This is a genomic window from Paenarthrobacter sp. TE3676 (assembly GCF_056279165.1).
Map to the genome: position 1 here is coordinate 123,058 of NZ_JBWBQU010000002.1, position 14,951 is coordinate 138,008.

The 14,951-nt window shown below is 61.7% G+C and carries 14 protein-coding genes; 6 read left to right on the forward strand and 8 right to left on the reverse strand.

The genetic code is table 11. The annotated features are described in order from the left end of the window. Positions 1-8: 8 nt before the first annotated feature. Positions 9-701 (reverse strand): SRPBCC family protein, encoded by a 693-nt coding sequence (locus ACZ881_RS04410; protein WP_476112816.1) that lies wholly within the window; start codon positions 699-701, stop codon positions 9-11. Next, positions 694-1,344, reverse strand: a complete 651-nt coding sequence (locus ACZ881_RS04415) for a helix-turn-helix domain-containing protein (protein WP_476112818.1) — start codon at positions 1,342-1,344, stop codon at positions 694-696. Before ACZ881_RS04415 ends, ACZ881_RS04410 begins: the two co-directional genes overlap by 8 nt. Before the next feature lie 152 nt (positions 1,345-1,496). Between ACZ881_RS04415 and ACZ881_RS04420 the strand changes: the two genes are divergently transcribed. Continuing rightward, positions 1,497-2,426, forward strand: coding sequence for a pseudouridine synthase (locus ACZ881_RS04420; protein ID WP_476113851.1), 930 nt, complete (start codon positions 1,497-1,499; stop codon positions 2,424-2,426). A 79-nt stretch (positions 2,427-2,505) separates the two neighbouring features. Then, complete coding sequence (locus ACZ881_RS04425; RefSeq protein ID WP_476112820.1) at positions 2,506-3,210, forward strand: hypothetical protein; 705 nt, start codon at positions 2,506-2,508, stop codon at positions 3,208-3,210. A gap of 7 nt (positions 3,211-3,217) precedes the next feature. On the opposite strand, the gene ACZ881_RS04430 is transcribed toward ACZ881_RS04425, so the two are convergent. Further along, the gene (locus tag ACZ881_RS04430) at positions 3,218-3,775 is read right to left on the reverse strand and encodes an O-acetyl-ADP-ribose deacetylase (RefSeq protein ID WP_476112822.1); all 558 of its coding nucleotides are present in this window, start codon (positions 3,773-3,775) and stop codon (positions 3,218-3,220) included. Between the two features lie 54 nt (positions 3,776-3,829). Between ACZ881_RS04430 and ACZ881_RS04435 the strand changes: the two genes are divergently transcribed. Then, a complete protein-coding gene (locus ACZ881_RS04435; RefSeq protein ID WP_091465318.1) occupies positions 3,830-4,474 on the forward strand; it encodes a DedA family protein in 645 nt (214 codons plus the stop codon). Between the two features lie 15 nt (positions 4,475-4,489). Here the strand turns inward: ACZ881_RS04435 and ACZ881_RS04440 are convergent, their stop codons facing one another. From ACZ881_RS04440 to ACZ881_RS04450, 3 genes are all read right to left on the reverse strand, one after another. Beyond that, positions 4,490-4,795, reverse strand: coding sequence for a hypothetical protein (locus tag ACZ881_RS04440; RefSeq protein WP_091465316.1), 306 nt, complete (start codon positions 4,793-4,795; stop codon positions 4,490-4,492). Positions 4,796-4,901: 106 nt separating this feature from the next. Next, complete coding sequence (gene ppc, locus ACZ881_RS04445; protein ID WP_179018765.1) at positions 4,902-7,700, reverse strand: phosphoenolpyruvate carboxylase; 2,799 nt, start codon at positions 7,698-7,700, stop codon at positions 4,902-4,904. 156 nt (positions 7,701-7,856) lie between these two features. Then, a complete protein-coding gene (locus tag ACZ881_RS04450) occupies positions 7,857-9,467 on the reverse strand; it encodes a sigma-70 family RNA polymerase sigma factor (protein WP_476112825.1) in 1,611 nt (536 codons plus the stop codon). Positions 9,468-9,733: 266 nt separating this feature from the next. Here ACZ881_RS04450 and ACZ881_RS04455 point away from each other — a divergent pair, with 266 nt between their 5' ends. From ACZ881_RS04455 to ACZ881_RS04465, 3 genes are all read left to right on the forward strand, one after another. Next, positions 9,734-10,399, forward strand: coding sequence for a hypothetical protein (locus ACZ881_RS04455; RefSeq protein WP_476112827.1), 666 nt, complete (start codon positions 9,734-9,736; stop codon positions 10,397-10,399). Next, positions 10,396-11,706: an Ig-like domain-containing protein gene (locus ACZ881_RS04460; RefSeq protein ID WP_476112829.1), complete on the forward strand. Its 1,311-nt coding sequence runs from the start codon at positions 10,396-10,398 to the stop codon at positions 11,704-11,706. The genes ACZ881_RS04455 and ACZ881_RS04460 overlap by 4 nt, the downstream gene beginning before the upstream one ends. Before the next feature lie 232 nt (positions 11,707-11,938). Next, positions 11,939-12,766, forward strand: coding sequence for a DUF1684 domain-containing protein (locus ACZ881_RS04465; protein WP_429331257.1), 828 nt, complete (start codon positions 11,939-11,941; stop codon positions 12,764-12,766). 36 nt (positions 12,767-12,802) lie between these two features. Here ACZ881_RS04465 and ACZ881_RS04470 read toward each other — a convergent pair whose 3' ends face one another. Both ACZ881_RS04470 and ACZ881_RS04475 read right to left on the reverse strand, forming a co-directional pair. Next, the gene (locus ACZ881_RS04470; protein ID WP_476112832.1) at positions 12,803-14,101 is read right to left on the reverse strand and encodes an acyl-CoA dehydrogenase family protein; all 1,299 of its coding nucleotides are present in this window, start codon (positions 14,099-14,101) and stop codon (positions 12,803-12,805) included. Further along, positions 14,101-14,907, reverse strand: a complete 807-nt coding sequence (locus ACZ881_RS04475) for an SDR family NAD(P)-dependent oxidoreductase (protein ID WP_476112834.1) — start codon at positions 14,905-14,907, stop codon at positions 14,101-14,103. Before ACZ881_RS04475 ends, ACZ881_RS04470 begins: the two co-directional genes overlap by 1 nt. Between the last annotated feature and the right edge of the window lie 44 nt (positions 14,908-14,951).

Consider the following 14,951-nt stretch of genomic DNA (forward strand, 5'->3'; position numbering starts at 1 on the left):
CGGAACTGCTATGCGTAAACCTTCTCCAGGAACGCACCCCAGGCCTTGGCCGTAAGTTCTGCATCGCCGGAGCCGCTGAACTCGTGCACCGTCATCCCGACCGGAGCGCCGAATGCGTTCCGACCGAAGAAGCGGTACATCGTATCCGCGGTCCGAAGGCCCAGGAAGTTCTCGTTGGAGAAGTCCACTACCCCGGCCAGCCGCCCCACGCCGTCGACGTCAACATCCACTGCGGTGCCGGCGGCTACACCGTCCACATTCAGGGCCTTTTTCAGCTGAACGAATCCATCCACCGTCTGCGAAGAAGCAGGCGCCTGAATGTCCGTGAAAACCACGGGCTTGCCGTCGAAGTACTGTAGGTACTGACCCAACGTGTGCAGGTAGAACTCCGTGTGCTTGCTGGCGCCGTCGTATTGCTCATCCCAGTTCTCGGCAAAGATCCCGCTGTGAACATAGTGCAGCTTGGCGCGGCCCCCCTCCAGCGGCTCAAGGATGTGCTCCAACTGGTTGAACCATCCATCCGGGCCGTCCATGCGGGACACAAGGTGGCTGGGGTATTTCTCGGTGGTCTTCACGTCCGGCCACTGATCCGTGGGGAACATCCAGGCGGGGGTGTCCTTGGTGACCGCCTGCCATACTCGTTCAGGGGTGCCGGGCAGTTCGACATCCGTCTCAATTTCGAATTTCCGGTTATCAGTCATTGCTTTGGTCCTTTTCTGCTGAGTGCTGGGTTGAGGGTGCTTTCAGTGCCCCGGTTTTGAGTGCGGGGTGAAGTACGACGACGAGGCGATGCTTGCGTCCGCCGCCCGCCACGGCGGCAGCACCGCCGTCGTGGTACTTGTCCACGAGTTGGGTCACCGCCACACCGAGCTCCTCCGCGAAAGCTGCGCGTTCGCCAGCGGAACGGAAGGTGATCTCGCCGTCGATCGCGAAGCTGGCCAGTTTCTTCTCTGCAACGGCTGCTCCGGCGATGAGCTTGCCCATTTCCTGCACGGTTCGGGAAGCCAGTGAAAGCAACCAGAACGCGGAGAACCGGTCAGAGAAGCGCCGCGGATCGGGTGCCACAGACGCCAAGGCGACAGGCGAGATCAGGTACGACGCCGCGGTCGAGCGCAGTACGCGTTCGGTGACGTTGCCCTTGCGCCGTTCCTCCACCAGCTCTACCAAACCGTGCCGTTCGAGGGCTTTGAGGTGGTAGTTCACCTTTTGCCTGGGCAACCCGACCTTCGCGGCCAGCTGCGTGGCGGACGCCGGTTCGACGAGCTCCTGCAGGATTCGGGTGCGGATCGGATCCAGCGACGCTTCCGCCGCGGCCGGGTCCTCGATCACTTCGATGTCCAACATGCTTCAAGTATGCTCACCGACAACTTTTATTGTCAAGAACTTTTTTATCGTCGGTCTATCTCTCCCGTTGCGAGGCCCACTCTGCGCCTTTCGGAGCCGCCCAGGGGTGCAGAGCGGGCCTCACAACGCAACGCCGGTAGAATTGACCAGTGATGCAATCCCCCCTCCCCGTGCGCGACGGCGTGAACGCGACCCGCCTTCGCCTGCCGGACGAGGGACCGTGGACCACCGCAATGGACTACATGATGCATCGTTGGGGCCATATCGATCCTCAGGGCATCGAGGACCGCTTTGACGCCGGAGAGATCGTGGGCGAAGGCGGCGTACCGCTGAACCGCAGCACCAAGCTGGAGGACCACACCTTCATCTGGTACTACCGCACACTCCCGCCCGAGACGCGCCTGCCAGTGGAAATCAACATCCTCCACCAAGACGAACACATCCTGGTGGTGGACAAACCGCACTTCCTCCCCACAACGCCGGGCGGCACCTACATCCAGGAATCCGCGCTGGTCCGGCTCCGGAACCTGCTCAACCTCCCGGACCTCATCCCCATGCACCGTCTGGACCGCATGACGGCCGGCCTGCTGCTGCTCTCCACCAACCCGGAGACACGCGGCAAATATCAGGTCCTCTTCGAGAAGCGCCAGGTCCAGAAGGAATACGAGTGCGTGTCCGCCGCGACGCCGGCCGCAGGCTATCCCGCCGTCGAATTCCCGGTGGTTGTCCGCAACCGCATGACCAAGTCCCGCAGTTACCTGCTCGCGGAAGTCATCGACGGAGTACCGAACGCGGAAACCCGCATTGAACAGAAAAAGACGTTCGACGCCGGAACTCACCAGCGCGCGTTATACCGGTTGGAACCGCACACAGGAAAGACTCACCAACTCCGCGTGCACATGGCCTCGCTTGGGTTGGGAATCGTCAACGACGCCTTCTATCCGGACTTGCTGGACAAAGCCCCGGACGACTACTCCAAACCCCTTCAGTTGCTGGCCCGCGGCATCGCATTTGTGGATCCCATCAGCAAGCAACGCGTGGATTATCGCAGCGAACTGGAGCTCAGCGAAGCCCGCGGCTAAGGGCCTCCCACACCCATTCCACGTGACTCTGAGCAGGACTACCATGAGGATTCCGGGGTAGTTTGGCAGGGGGCGGGAGATGGACAATTCAGTTGAGCTTCCAGGCGACTCAGTTGAGCTTCCAGGCGACAGGGCCGCATCAGCCTTCGCCTTCTCTGCTGCTGCCGCGGGTGCCCTCGGTATCGCCACCCTCGCAGCAATGTACGCCGTGGAAGTGCCCAAGGGTGGCCCGTTTGTTTTCGGTGCCATCAACGATGCCACGGGAGCCGTGTTCAACGTTCTCGCTATACCGGTAATCCTCAAAGTTCACCAGCGTCTCCCGAAGGCACCGTGGACCGGGCCATTGAAGTGGGTCACCGTAACAGCATGCGCAGCCGGGGCCACGAGTTCGGCGTTGCTGGTATTCAAGGTCCTGGACTTTGGGCCGTCAACAGCAATTTCCGTTGCGGCCATTGTCGTCCAAGGAGCTTGGTTCTTTGTGGCGAACAACAGACTTCTCCACGTTGAGGACTACCCGCAGGGGCTCGCGAAGCTCGGCCGATTCATCGGCGGTGCCCTCTGGATCGGCCTCCCCTTGGCTGGCCTGGGCTTCCTCCTTCCCGGGCCCGAGTGGCTCCGTTACGGGATCATGGGAGCGGGCTTCATCGCGGGGGCATCGTCCTGGGCCGTCTGGCCCTACTGGTACTTCAAGGCCGGCAGGTTCCTCGGCCACAAACACGCGGCGGGCGTGCCCGGTGGGGCGCCCTCAGCGGCAGGAGGTCAGTCACCCCGGGTGAGTCGCTAAACCGCGGCTAGGACTCACCCCTCGGCGAGGAGTTAAACACAGCCCGGAAGACCGCCGTCGTCTCCTCCGAAAACAGTACGAACTCCACCAGCTCAAGCGGGCTGCCCTCAGCGCCGGAAGCTGAAGCTGACGACGAAAACGACCTCACGGCGTCGAACGCTACCTCCGCGACCTGACCGGCGTCCCAGCCGTAAATTCCGGCGCTGATCGCAGGAAAGGCGACGGACCGGGCACCAAGCCCCGCCGCCACCTTCAGGCTCTGACGGAAGCACGACGCGAGCAGCGCCGGATCTGTTTGACCCGCGTGCCGGTTGGGTCCCACTGTATGGATCACCCAGCGTGCGGGGAGCCGGAAGGCGGGCGTAGCCGCGGCGTCACCTACCGGAAGTCCGTCCTGCAGTTGCGTCCGGCGCAGCTCGCGGCAGGCCTCAAGAAGTTCCGTGCCCGCGGCCCTATGGATGGCGCCGTCCACTCCCCCTCCACCGAACAGTGACGAATTGGCGGCGTTGACGATCGCGTCAACCCGGCGGGTGGTGATGTCACCGTGCAGAATCTCGATTCGCATGGCGCCAGTCTCACCCCCGAGCGGGGGACGCGGCAAGTGCGGTACCTTTTGCCCATGGACATCATCGCTCCAGAGACATGGGGATCCGCAATTTACCTGTGGATTGTCCCCATTGTGTTGGGCGATGCCATCTTCCCGCCCATCCCCTCCGAGATGGTGGTGATCACCGGCGGGGCGCTCGCAGCCGACGGCCACGCCAACTTCTGGCTCATCCTGTTCCTTGCTGCGTTCGCTTCCTGGCTGGGCGACATGGCAGTGTTCCTGCTGTTTAAGCGGCGCATCAGCCACGTTCTGGACCGGTGGTCGTGGGGCCGCCGGGTCCATCGCGGAATCCACGAGGCCATCGCTAAAGCCGGCCGTTCGTCAACCTACGGCGCCATCATCGGCGCTCGCTTCATCCCAGGCGGAAGGCTCGCCACCTCATCCGCGGCAGGCATCGCCAACGTTTCGGTCCGCGGTTTCAGCCTGTGCGCCGGCCTGGGCGCAGTGCTTTGGGCAGTGTGGCAGGTCGGCTTAGGCTACTTCACGGGCTCCACCACCAAACTTCCCTTTTGGGCCAGCTCACTGATTGGGGTGGGACTGGGCCTGGTCATCGGCGTGGTGGTCGGATTGATCGTTACCCGGCGCCGCGGCAGCCGATCCCCCGTAGACGAACCCTTCGACGCCGACAAGCCCGGCGACGTTCCGCAGCCCGAGTAGGGCTGACTAACTGGTCTAAACCGGCGACCAACGGCCGCGGCTCCGACGCAACACGAAAAGGCTTCCAGTGATAGCAACGCGTTCGACGGCGTCACGCATCATGGCTGCCGACGTCCGGGCTTCGTCGTTCTCGCCCGAGTAGTCCCGGTCGCCCACTGTGAAGCGCAGGCTGATCTGGGGTACGCCTCCCACGATGTCGAGCTGGTTCGATTCGACATGGTGGCGGGTTTCCAGCGCCTCCACGGCTGCGGCCATCACCGACTCGGGTGCGTTGCCCGGCTTAAGGCCAGTGATCTTCAACTTGGTCTGGAACGACGGCATCCCACTACCCTAACGCCCTCGCACATCCCACGCCCTTGGACGGATGCCTCTCTCACCAGGTGAGAGAGGCATCCGGGGAATCCCGAGGGATGTGAGAGAAGGTTTGCTAGCCGGTGTTGCGCAGGCCTGCAGCTACACCGTTGACGGTGATGAGCATTGCCCTTTGGAGCCGCTCGTCGATCTCGCCTCCGGACAACTGCTCCTCGCGCACGCGGCGGAGCAGCTCTACTTGCAGGTAGCTGATCGGGTCCAGGTACTGATCGCGGATTTCGAGTGAACGCTTCAGCGTCGGCTGGGCATCCAACAACTCAATCTCACCCGTAAGCCGTTCGATTTCGGCCACAGTAAGCTCGTACTCGTCGCGGATCATGTGGAACAGCCTGTGCAGTTCCTCCGGGACCAGCGACGAAACGTAATGACCGGCAATTTCCATATCCGTCTTGGCCAAGGTCATTTCCACGTTGGAGATCACAGAGCGGAAGAAGTGCCAGCGGTCCATCATCTCCAGAAGCTGATCGGTGTCGCCGGCCTCGCGGGCGGCTTTCAAGCCGGAGCCCACGCCGAACCAGCCGGGTACGATCTGGCGTGACTGGGTCCAACCGAAAACCCACGGAATTGCCCGCAGGCCACCGAGTCCGGCACCTGAATCCGGACGCTTGGAGGGGCGCGAGCCGATGTTCAATGAACCCAGCTGCTCCACCGGCGTCGAAGCGAGGAAGTAGGCCGGAAGCTGGGGATCGTCAATCAATGTGCGGTAGCGGGCGAACGCTGCATCCGAAATGGTTTCCATGACATTGGCATACCGCTCACGCTCGTCATCCGAGGTGCGCGGAGTACGGTGCAGGGCCGACCCCTGCATCACTGCGGCCAGGGAAAGTTCCAGGTTTTCGCGGGCGAGCTCTGGCAGGGAGTACTTATCCGAAATGACCTCCCCCTGCTCGGTGAACTTGATCTCGCCTTCAAGCACGCCGTTCGGCTGGGCCATGATGGCGTCATAGGTGGGTCCGCCACCGCGGCCCACAGATCCTCCGCGGCCGTGGAACAGGCGCACGCGGACGCCATGCTTGGCAGCTATGTCACGCAGCTTGCGCTGGGTCTTGTGAATCTCCCACTGGCTGGTCATGACGCCCGATTCCTTATTGGAATCGGAGTAACCCAGCATGATCTCCTGAATGTCTCCGCGGAGACGGACAAGTTCCCTGTAGGACGGGTCGGACAGCAACTGGTCCACGATCTCGGCCGAAGCCCGGAGTTCCTCCACCGTTTCCAAAAGCGGAGCGAACCCGATCTTGGCGTGGGGCTTGCCGCTGAAGAGATCGATCAGGCCAGCTTCACGCGCAAGAACTGCTGCAGCAAGGACGTCATCGGCACCACGGGTCATGGAGATGATATAGGTCTCCACGACGTCCGGACCGTAGGTGTGCAGGGCCTGGCGGATGCTCCGGAAGACGTCGTACGTGCCGTCCGCAGTGCCTTCAAGCTTGATCGGGTGGCCGGACAGCGGCCGGCGGGAAGCCAACTCGGCCCCAAGGAACATGAAGCGTTCCTCACGCGTCAATTCGCCGTAAGGCTTTTCCGTGCCGAGCCGGTCCACCAACTGCCCCACGGCATCATGGTGGTAATCGGCGTGTTCGCGGATGTCCAGTGTTGCCAGGTGCAAGCCAAAGGCAGCGATTGCCCTGCGGACGCGGGCCAGGGCGCCGTCTGCCACCAATGCGGCGGAATGGTTTCGCAGCGAGGCCTCAAGCAGCCCAAACTCCGCAAGCAACTCAGGAGTGGTGGCGTAGTCACGGCCCGGCTCGTGATAGGTGGAAGCTGAAATACGGCGACCGGTGTTGATGAGCTTGGCCTTGATGCAGGTCAGCTTGAGCCTGTAGGGCTCCTGCGCGTTCAGCTCAAGGATGCGCTTGTCCAGTCCGGGGAGGTTCTTGAGATCCTCAGCGATCGAATCCAACAGCTCCCGGTCGGCCCCAAAGAGTGCCGTCGAGTTGGAGAGCACCGAGATGAGTTCGTCGATGAGGGCAATGCTGATCCGGACAGCATTTTGGTTCTGCAACTGCAGGATTTCCCTGGTGACAGCAGCAGTGACGTTCGGGTTGCCGTCACGGTCGCCACCGATCCACGAACCAAACTTCAAGGGTGCAGCGGCGGCCGGGAGCGTGACGCCATGCTCGGCAAGGAGTTCTGAAAGGTCGGTCAGCATTTCCGGCATTGCATCGGTCAAGATGCTGTTCAAGTAGTAGATGGCGTTCCGAGCCTCATCTACAGGAGTGGGGCGGACCTGGCGGAGCTCGTCGGTCTGCCACATTTGGTCGATGATCTCGGCGAGCTGCCGGTCCTGGCGGCGCCGCGCGGAAGTCCCCTCCGTGGTTGGCTCAGCAAGGACGTCCGATAGTTTGCGGACCTTATCCAACACTGAACGACGTGATGCCTCGGTAGGGTGCGCCGTGAAAATGGGCCGAACGTCGAGCTCGTTGATCACATCCTGCAGGACCTGCGGGCCCGCTTGGCCGGCTATCTCCGACACTGCCTTTGCCAGCCAGCCGTCCTTTTCCTGCCGGGTACGCAGTCCACGAACGCGATGTACCTGCTCGGCCGCGTTGCTGAGGTGGAAGTAGAACGCAAAGGCACGGACCAAGTCGGTCGCTTGGTCCAGCGGCAGGGAGGCGAGCAACTCGCGGACCTGAGCAACGACGTCGTGCGCGCTCCAAGGGCCGGTGGCATCTGCGCCGCCCCGTGCGGCTTCCTTGGACTCCTTGGTCAGCAAGCGGACCTGCTCCACAAGCTGGAGCAGTTCCGGACCGTGTTGTCGGACCAAGGACTCGCCGAGAAGCGTGGATACGCGCCGCACGTCGGCACGCAGTTCGGCTGCGAGATCGGTGTCTTGATGGGCAGTGTGAACCATTGATACTTACCTTCGGGATCTGGTTTGGCCCGTACACTGCGCTGGATACTGTGAGCCGGATTACTAATGTTTCCTACGGGATCTTACCCGCACGGAACTCAACAAAAGAATGTGTCTCAGATTTTGGCGTCGCCTTCCCCAGCCAGAGTCCCGATGTCAGTAGTTGTAGGAGAACTTGTTAGGAGCCAACCCCGGGCCACTCAAGGTGTAGCTCAGTTCGCGGTTTTTCTTATTGCCCTTGGAGTCGGTCAGTACACGGAATTGAAGATCACCCCGTTGCATAGAGCTGCTGGCACAGATAGCAACGCGCCGGCTCTCCAGCGCGCAGGTCCATCCAACCGGCGCTTGAAGGGAACCTTCCTCTATCCATGCATCCGCGGCCACCGAAAATACCGCTTTGCCGCTACCCAAGGGGTTTGCACCTGAGACTTGGAAGTCGATTTCCATGGTGACGCTCCCTGAACTCCGGTCCGGAATTTGCCGCACAGAGCCGTGGACATCCGCCGGAACGGCGGACGTGGGGCCTGCAGAGAGCGCGGGAGGCGGGCTGGGGGCTGGTGGCGCAAACGGGGTCGGGCTTGCGGAGGGCGCTGCGGGTTGATTCTGCGCGGGCATCACCTGGGGCAGCGTGGGTACTTGCGCCCCTGGAGGTACCTCCACCGGGGTTGGTAGCAATTCCTCCGGGGCAGGAGGCAACTCTGTCGGAGAGGAAGATGCAGGGAATGGTGTGCTGCTTGTCGTAGGTGTAGCGGTGGGCATCGCCGGTTCACTTTCCCAGGGTGGACTGCCAGTCTGCAGGGCGCGCTGCTGCGAATACGTCTCCGGAGTCAGGTGATCAACGATTCCTATGGACCCCAACACAAGCCCCACCCCGGCGGCCGCGACGACGGCCAGGACTATCGGTTGAGCGAGCGCTGGTGCGATCAGTGCAGCCTTTGCGGGAAAAACCGCGCCTAAAACGCCCAGCCCCGCGCCTTTTCCCGCCCAGATCGTGACGGGAACACCCGTAACCATGGGAAGGAGCACTGCTCGCATGCTCCCTTGAACGTCCTTCAGCTCCGCGAGGGCGGCCGTACATGTAGAACAGCCGTTCAGGTGATCCCGAACCTTGCGCTCAGTGGCTGCTGACAGTCCACCTCGGATGAAGTTGCCGAGTTTCGAAGCGAACTCGGAACACCTGCCATCGGGCTGCTCTGCGATATGGCACTGCAGGTATTGCCTCCTAAGGCCTTCGCGCGCACGAAGGGCGAGCGCTGAAACAGCATTGGGAGAAAGCCCCAGAATGGGTGCAACGGCTGCAGGTTTCATGCGTTCCACGTCCAAGTACCACAGCACCGCCTGCCACCGTTCCGGCAAGGTGCGGAAGGCTTTGGCCACCGTGCGCGACTCGAAAGCACTGATGGCGGCATCTGAATCGGCCAAGGCGTGATCCAGAACAGAATCATCACTGCTGGGCAGGACCCTGCCGGCTTTTCGGTTCCGTTGATGGGACAACCTGGTAACTGTCGATAACAGGTAGGCCCGAAAGAATGTATCGGGTCCTCTCCCAGCCACGAGGCCTTGCAGCACAGCTTGAAAAGCCTCTGCCACTACATCCTCGGCATCGCTTGGATTGTCCACGTTGCGTCGGGCAACGGTGGATGCAATGGACACGTGGCGCTCATAGAGACCATCGAATGCGGACATATCTCCGCCCCGGACCAACTCAATAAGACGCCCATCGTCGTCGATTTTTGATTTGCTGACTGCATGTGAACTCTGTGCCATCTATGGCATCCCCAAACCGTAAAGAACCCTGCCCATACATATGGAGTGGGGGGTAGAGGCAAGTCGTGACGCGTTTTTCTACATAGTCTTTATCAAAGCTTGGGGAAAGCTCTTCGTCACGAACCGTCTGTTCAGCGCACTATTCGGATATGACCTTGTTCCGGACAAAATCATTCGCCGAATGCGCGTTCTCACGGTATCTATTGCAGCGAAGATGGCAAACGGCCAGTTACAAGATGGGGTGGCGCTTCAGGGCGGATTGGTTCGTGCCTGAGGTCCGGACAATCGTAACGTCGCTCGCCATCGGCACAGCGATTCCGGCCGGCAGGGCCAAACTACTCGGAGCGGCCCGCGCCGCGAATGGCGTGGGCATCAATGAGACCATGAGCGATTTCCGCGCGTTGTTTGTGGCTGCGGAACGGCCCGTAGACATCGACGCCCTTCAATCACTGGCGGAAGGCTGGGCGGAGGTCGCAGAAACAGCCGCCCCCCTCTCATGCACCGATGTCTACACAGGCTTGGTCACTTACGCGCACTTTCAGCGACGGGTCCACGAGGTATCCACGTTAGGGCCGGAGTCCACGGGTTCGCATGCCCTGGCGATCATCCGGCTGCCCGGCCCCCGCCATAACCGCGGACACTGCTGGACACTCCTTGCCCGGCTCGGGGAAGCCGTCAAAGGGCAGTTGCACGGAACCGGATCCATGGCCATGTACCAAAATTCTGCTGTCCATATCCTTTTCCCCCTTGGAGAACGCAGCCTGTCCCGGCTACTGGGATGCAAGTCCGTGCTGGAGGCTTTGGGGGAAGGGACGCTGAGCCCTGCGCGCATGGTGCTTTACCCGCTGCAACGTCACGAACCCTCCGCTGCCAACACTCACCCTGTGACGGAACACAACACCCAAGGATTCGAAGGACCATCCAGAAAATGAACAATCAGATCCATCTAAGAACTGTGTCGCTGGTGACTGCGCTGTTGGCCGCCGTCATGGCTGTCTTGGGCTTGGGGCTGACCGCCCTTCCGGCCACTGCGGCAAATATTCCGGAAGCGGAGATCACCATCAGCACGGAATCAGTAGTTACCAAGCAATGGGACCAAGTGGATGTGAAATGTGAATGGTCTGTCCCCGACAAATCGCAACCCGGGGACACCTTCAGTCTTCGACTCCCCGCTGAACTGCGCTGGTTTGGCGACACTACGTTTGACCTTAAGAACCCGGCTGGCCGCATAGTTGCCACCGCAGCCGCGAATGGCGCCGGCTTGGTGGTCTTCACCCTGACCGATTTCGTGGCTTCGCATCCCCTGAATGTTGGCGGAAAATGTTCCTTCACTACTCAGTACGCGCGTGAGCTCACCGGCGGAGGAACGGAGGAGCTGAACTTCGTTGTTGGTGACAGCGTGGTTCGGGTTCCCGTGACCACTGAACCCTGCACCGAGAATTGCACCCCGGGCGTGCCAACGTCTGCCGGAAAGTCGATGTGGTGGGCAGACCCCGCCCAGACGAAACTGGAGTCGATCTTCTACATGCCGCCCATGGCCTTCGAAACCAACGATGTTGTGGTGACGGACATCCCTGCGGCCGGCATGGAAATCGATTGCAGCCAAGTTACACCCCGCGTGGGCAAGGTAGTGAGCGCCGCCGGCAACATTGTTGAGCCATTCGATGACGAGCAATATCCGGCAACCATCGAGTGCACCCCGCAGTCGCTGACAGTAAGTTGGCAAGGGCTTCCTGAAGGCGAACACGTGGAGCTCTTCGTGGTCACAACAGTGACCGACTCTTCCTTGGATGTCTACGAGAACAACGGAACAGTCAACATCTCGGGCGAACAGCACCCCGTTGGTGCCGAGACGCGTCGAAGCGTCGCGAGCGGAACGGGCGACGGAACGGTCGATACGACCCCAACACCCACTCCGAGCCCGAGCACAGCACCCGCCACGCCGGCTCCGACCCCGACCCCAACACCCACTCCGAGCCCGAGCACAGCACCCGCGACGCCAACTCCGAGCATCAGCACACCCCCCGCAACTCCGGAACCGAGCCCGAGCATCACTCATCCCATGGTCGTAGTGATTCCCGAGGAACCTGCGGAACCCACCGAGGCGGATAGCCCTGAGCAGCTGGCCAACACCGGCGCCCAGGGGCAGGGGTTCATCTTCATTGCTGCGGCGCTTCTGGCCGCGGGATCCCTGTTTGCCTTTGCAGGTGCCCGGAAGTACGGGCAGCGGTCGCACTAAGAATCCGACCGCAATAGCCAACACGGCGACGATGGGTTGGGCACGTCGTGAGCGGCCCATCGTTTCCGTCCATCAATCCCGGCTCGCGCTGGCATGAATCAGGGCCAGCGCGAGCCGATCCAAGGTAATAGCTTCGGTTCAGGTCTTATGGATTCGGGGAATGCCCAAGCCCGGCGCATAGTTGAGGCAAGTGCAACCGCCACGAACTGACGCAAACCCGCCGAGGAGAACCATGAGCTCGCCCACCACCGCAACCGACGCCCAACTCGCCCGTTGGGAGCGGTTCCGTGCAGGTCGAAATGCAGCTCTTGCCACCGAACACGGCTGGCTGACGCTCACATCTTTCCAATGGCTTGAGGCCGAACCTTCCGAGGTCGAACTTGTCCCTGGCCTGTGGTCCACCGACGGCACCACAGCTTTCCTGACGGCGAGCGCTGCGGATGGGCTCACGCTCGTGGAGACGGGACAGGGCGTCGACGGGACCATCTCGGCCACACTTCAGGACGAAGAGTCGCTCATGTGGGTGCAGTTTGGAGGCAAGGACGGCAAGCAAGTTGTGGTGGAACTCGCCATGCGCGCCGACAAGTACGCTGTTCGCACCCGCGACAACAACTCCCCCGTATTGACTGGGTTCAAAGGTGTCCCCACCTACGAATACAACCCCGCCTGGGTTATCGAGGGCCGGTTTGAATCCTACGATGAGCCAAAGGACGTGCCCATCGGCACGGCGAACCCCTTGGTGGACGGTGTCCACCGGTCAGTGGGCGAAGTGGCGTTCCGGGTACCGGGTGTTCCCCACGAAATCCGATTGCACGCTGAGGAGGAGAAACTGGGCGCGCTCAACGTAACCTTCCACGATGAAACCAACGGAGAGACCACGGACGAATGGCGCAAGGTGTTCATCCCCCGGCCCCGGCCAGACGGGTCCGTGGTGATCGACTTCAACCGCGCCATCAACTACCCGAGTGCATTCACTCCGTACGGCACATGCCCAATGCCTGTCCGGGGCAATTCAATCGATGTTCGGGTGGAAGCCGGAGAGAAGCTTCCGCAGGACTAGCGCCCGGACAGCCACGGCGGTCTGAGCCGGGCAGGTCTAGGCGATGGCGGAAACCCCTGTAACTGCACGGCCAACGATCAGCGAGTTGATTTCGTAGGAGCCTTCGTACGTGTAAATGGCTTCGGCGTCGGCGAAGATCTTCGCGATGCGGTAATCGGTAACGATTCCGTTCCCGCCCAGGATTGACCTGCCCAACGCCACGGTTTCCCGCATCCTTGCGCTGCAGTAGGCCTTGGCGAGCGCCACCTGCGCCATCTCTGCGCCTCCGTGCCGCACTCCTTGCGCATCTGTGAAGATGTCCTCCTGCAGTTGCGCTATTCGGACCATCATCCCCATACTGGCCACCGCGTTTCCCAGCATGTCCACAAGGTGTTGCTGAATGAGCTGGAATTTGGCCAGCGGCTTACCGAACTGCATGCGTTCGACGGCGTACTGCCGGGCGACGTCGAAGGCTGCCAGTTGTTGGCCAACGGCCTGCCATGCCACCATGATGCGGGAGCCACGGAGCAGGTGGTTGGTGTCCACGAAGCTGCTGATGCCGGCGAAGCGATCTGCCTCAGCTACCTCCACGTCCACAAACACGATGTCGGCGTTCTGCACGGTCCGCAGGGCAATCTTGTTCTCGATGCGGCTCCGCGTGATGCCCGGCAAGGATGCGTCAACGATGAAGGCACGCACGGCGCCGTCTGTTTCGTCCTTGGCCCACACCAACATGTAGTCGCAGAACGTCCCGTTCCCAATCCAGCGTTTGGCGCCGTTAATCACCCAGTAATCGCCGCCGTCGGAATCTGCCCGCTCAACACGGCGGGCAGTGGTCTCCATGCCGCCGGCGACGTCGGAGCCGTGATCCGGTTCCGTAAGCGCGAAGGCGCCGGTAGTGCGGAGGTTGGAGGCGTCGTCGAGGTAGCGGTCCTGCTGGGCGTCGCTGCCAAAGTCGTACAGCGACTCCACGAAGAGGTCGTGGTGAACCATGAAGAACGTCGCGATCGAGGTGTCGACGCGTGTCATCTCGGCTATGACCAGGCCGGCGAAAAGGTGGGTATATCCGCGCTGGGCGGGCGCGCTGAGCCGGAGGGCCGCGAGCTTAGGGAGGATGTGTTCGGGGAACTCTGCTTTCTCCCACCACTGCCCGGCGTATGGTGCGATCTCGGAGGCAAGGAAAGCCCGGAGTTCGTTGAGTTTCCGTTGCTCCTGGACGCTGAGCAGGGATTCGAAGTCGAAGAAGTCAGCCGTGGGAAGGTCCGCTACGGACGACGGGCCTGGCCCGCCCGAACCGGAACTACCGGGCACAACCGTTCCAGGTAAGGACCCCGGAATGCCGTTGTAATCGCCCATTATTTGAGTCCCATACGGATGGCGCCATCGAGTCGGATGGTCTCCCCGTTGAGCATGGCGTTTTCCACGATGTGGGCCGCCAGGTTTGCGTACTCCGAGGCACGGCCCAGGCGTGCGGGATGCGGGACCTGCTGTCCAAGTGAGTCCTGGGCCGCTTGGGAAAGTCCCGCCATCATGGGCGTTTCAAAGATGCCAGGGGCGATGGTGGCTACGCGAATCAGTGAACGCGCGAACTCCCGCGCCAAGGGGAGCGTCATGGCTGCGACAGCACCTTTGGATGCGGCGTAGGCTGGCTGGCCGATCTGGCCTTCAAAGGCGGCCACGGAGGCAGTGTTGATGATGACGCCGCGTTCGGGCCCACCCAGTTCCGTGGAGACGGGTTCGGTTTCCACCATGGCAGCAGCGGCCAAGCGGGTCACGTTGAAGGTGCCCACAAGGTTGATCTGAATGACCTTGTTGAAGTTCTCCAAGGGCAGTACGCCTTCGCGGCCAAGGACTTTCCCCGGCGTTGCGATGCCTGCGCAATTGACGACGATCCGGAGCGGTCCCAAAGCTACGGCGGCATCGACGGCGGCCTGGACTTGGGATTCGTTGGTGACGTCTGCGGGAGCAAAGACAGCATGTGGACCCGGCTCCCCCTCACCCGAACGTGTCGCATTAAGCTCGGCCGCATATGCGTCACCAGCCGATTGCGGCAGATCCACCAGGACCACCGAGGCTCCGGCGTCGAACAAGCGCTTCGCGGAAGCGGCCCCCAGCCCTGATGCCCCGCCGGTTACCAGCGCGACCGTGCCCTTGATGTCCATTCATCCTCCTTGATGCAGACCCAAATCCGTTAATGCATGTTAAC

Excerpts from the sequence above, each read along its gene's own strand:
- ACZ881_RS04410 (WP_476112816.1), bottom strand. The coding sequence starts at position 701 with ATGACTGATAACCGGAAATTCGAAATTGAGACGGATGTCGAACTGCCC.
- ACZ881_RS04415 (WP_476112818.1), bottom strand. The coding sequence starts at position 1,344 with ATGTTGGACATCGAAGTGATCGAGGACCCGGCCGCGGCGGAAGCGTCG.
- ACZ881_RS04420 (WP_476113851.1), top strand. The coding sequence starts at position 1,497 with ATGCAATCCCCCCTCCCCGTGCGCGACGGCGTGAACGCGACCCGCCTT.
- ACZ881_RS04425 (WP_476112820.1), top strand. The coding sequence starts at position 2,506 with ATGGACAATTCAGTTGAGCTTCCAGGCGACTCAGTTGAGCTTCCAGGC.
- ACZ881_RS04430 (WP_476112822.1), bottom strand. The coding sequence starts at position 3,775 with ATGCGAATCGAGATTCTGCACGGTGACATCACCACCCGCCGGGTTGAC.
- ACZ881_RS04435 (WP_091465318.1), top strand. The coding sequence starts at position 3,830 with ATGGACATCATCGCTCCAGAGACATGGGGATCCGCAATTTACCTGTGG.
- ACZ881_RS04440 (WP_091465316.1), bottom strand. The coding sequence starts at position 4,795 with ATGCCGTCGTTCCAGACCAAGTTGAAGATCACTGGCCTTAAGCCGGGC.
- ppc (WP_179018765.1), bottom strand. The coding sequence starts at position 7,700 with ATGGTTCACACTGCCCATCAAGACACCGATCTCGCAGCCGAACTGCGT.
- ACZ881_RS04450 (WP_476112825.1), bottom strand. The coding sequence starts at position 9,467 with ATGGCACAGAGTTCACATGCAGTCAGCAAATCAAAAATCGACGACGAT.
- ACZ881_RS04460 (WP_476112829.1), top strand. The coding sequence starts at position 10,396 with ATGAACAATCAGATCCATCTAAGAACTGTGTCGCTGGTGACTGCGCTG.
- ACZ881_RS04465 (WP_429331257.1), top strand. The coding sequence starts at position 11,939 with ATGAGCTCGCCCACCACCGCAACCGACGCCCAACTCGCCCGTTGGGAG.
- ACZ881_RS04470 (WP_476112832.1), bottom strand. The coding sequence starts at position 14,101 with ATGGGCGATTACAACGGCATTCCGGGGTCCTTACCTGGAACGGTTGTG.
- ACZ881_RS04475 (WP_476112834.1), bottom strand. The coding sequence starts at position 14,907 with ATGGACATCAAGGGCACGGTCGCGCTGGTAACCGGCGGGGCATCAGGG.